Below are 1567 nucleotides of genomic sequence, written 5' to 3' on the forward strand. Positions count from 1 at the left end.
GATCGTATCCGCGGTGGTTAGTATCAGTGCTTTATCATGGGCGCGGATATACGGGTACCAGAATATCAACTGGTTATCCATCGACTACGCCTGTCGGCCTCGCCTTAGGTCCCGACTCACCCTGGGAAGACGAACTTGACCCAGGAACCCTTAGTCATCCGGCGGGAAGGATTCTCACCTTCCAATTCGTTACTCATGCCTGCATTCTCACTCGCACACACTCCACGCCGCCTTACGGTAACGCTTCAACACATGCACGACGCTCCCCTACCCAACACATAAAGTATTGCCGCGGCTTCGGCGGTGTGCTTGAGCCCCACTACATTGTCGGCGCAGGACCACTCGACCAGTGAGCTATTACGCACTCTTTCAAGGATGGCTGCTTCTAAGCCAACCTCCTGGCTGTCTTCGCGATCCCACATCCTTTTCCACTTAGCACACCCTTAGGGGCCTTAACCGGCGATCTGGGCTGTTTCCCTCTCGACTATGAAGCTTATCCCCCACAGTCTCACTGCCGCACAACACAATTAGTGGCATTCGGAGTTTGGCTGACATTGCTAAGATTGTAGTCCCGCTCAACCAACCAGTAGCTCTACCTCCACCAAGCTAATGCGACGCTGCACCTAAATGCATTTCGGGGAGAACCAGCTATCACGGAGTTTGATTGGCCTTTCACCCCTACCCACAGCTCATCCCCGCAGTTTTCAACCTACGTGGGTTCGCGCCTCCACAGCATCTTACTACTGCTTCACACTGGCCATGGGTAGATCACCCCGCTTCGGGTCCAGGACATGCCACTAAACACCCCATGAGGATTCGGTTTCCCTACGGCTACCCCACACGGGTTAACCTCGCGACATGCCGCTGACTCGCAGGCTCATTCTTCAAAAGGCACGCCATCACACACATACAGGTGCTCTGACGGATTGTAAGCACATGGTTTCAGGAACTATTTCACTCCCCTCCCGGGGTACTTTTCACCATTCCCTCACGGTACTAATACACTATCGGTCACACTGAGTATTTAGGCTTACCGGGTGGTCCCGGCAGATTCACAGCAGATTCCACGAGCCCGCTGCTACTCGGGCAACCCAACAACCCATGCATTGAAGCCTTCAACTACGGGACTATCACCCTCTACGGTGGGCGTTTCCACACCACTTCACCTAACAACAACACACAAGCAAACCAGTGGTAGCTGATTCACATTGGGGCCCACAACACCGCACACACAACCCCTACCAAGTATCACATGCACACGGTTTAGCCTCATCCACGTTCGTTCGCCACTACTAGCAGAATCATAATTTTATTTTCTTCTCCTACGGGTACTGAGATGTTTCACTTCCCCGCGTAAACCCCCACAACAGCTATGAATTCACTGAAGGGTAACACCCCATAACAGGTGCCAGGTTTCCCCATTCGGACATCCTCGGATCAACGCTCTATTGACAACTCCCCGAGGCTTAACGCAGCCTTACACGTCCTTCATCGGCCCAGCATGCCAAGGCATCCACCATGCGCCCTAAATAACGAACACACAACCAACACAACAACCACCACAAAA

At 53.0% G+C, this 1567-nt stretch carries 1 rRNA gene; it reads right to left on the reverse strand.

The window, feature by feature from the left end:
* Nucleotides 1–1540: ribosomal RNA gene (locus HMPREF2760_RS12965) — 23S ribosomal RNA — on the reverse strand; the annotation flags it as partial.
* Nucleotides 1541–1567: the final 27 nt, after the last annotated feature.

This window comes from Corynebacterium sp. HMSC065D07 (assembly GCF_001810695.1).
Classification (GTDB): Bacteria; Actinomycetota; Actinomycetes; order Mycobacteriales; family Mycobacteriaceae; genus Corynebacterium; species Corynebacterium hesseae.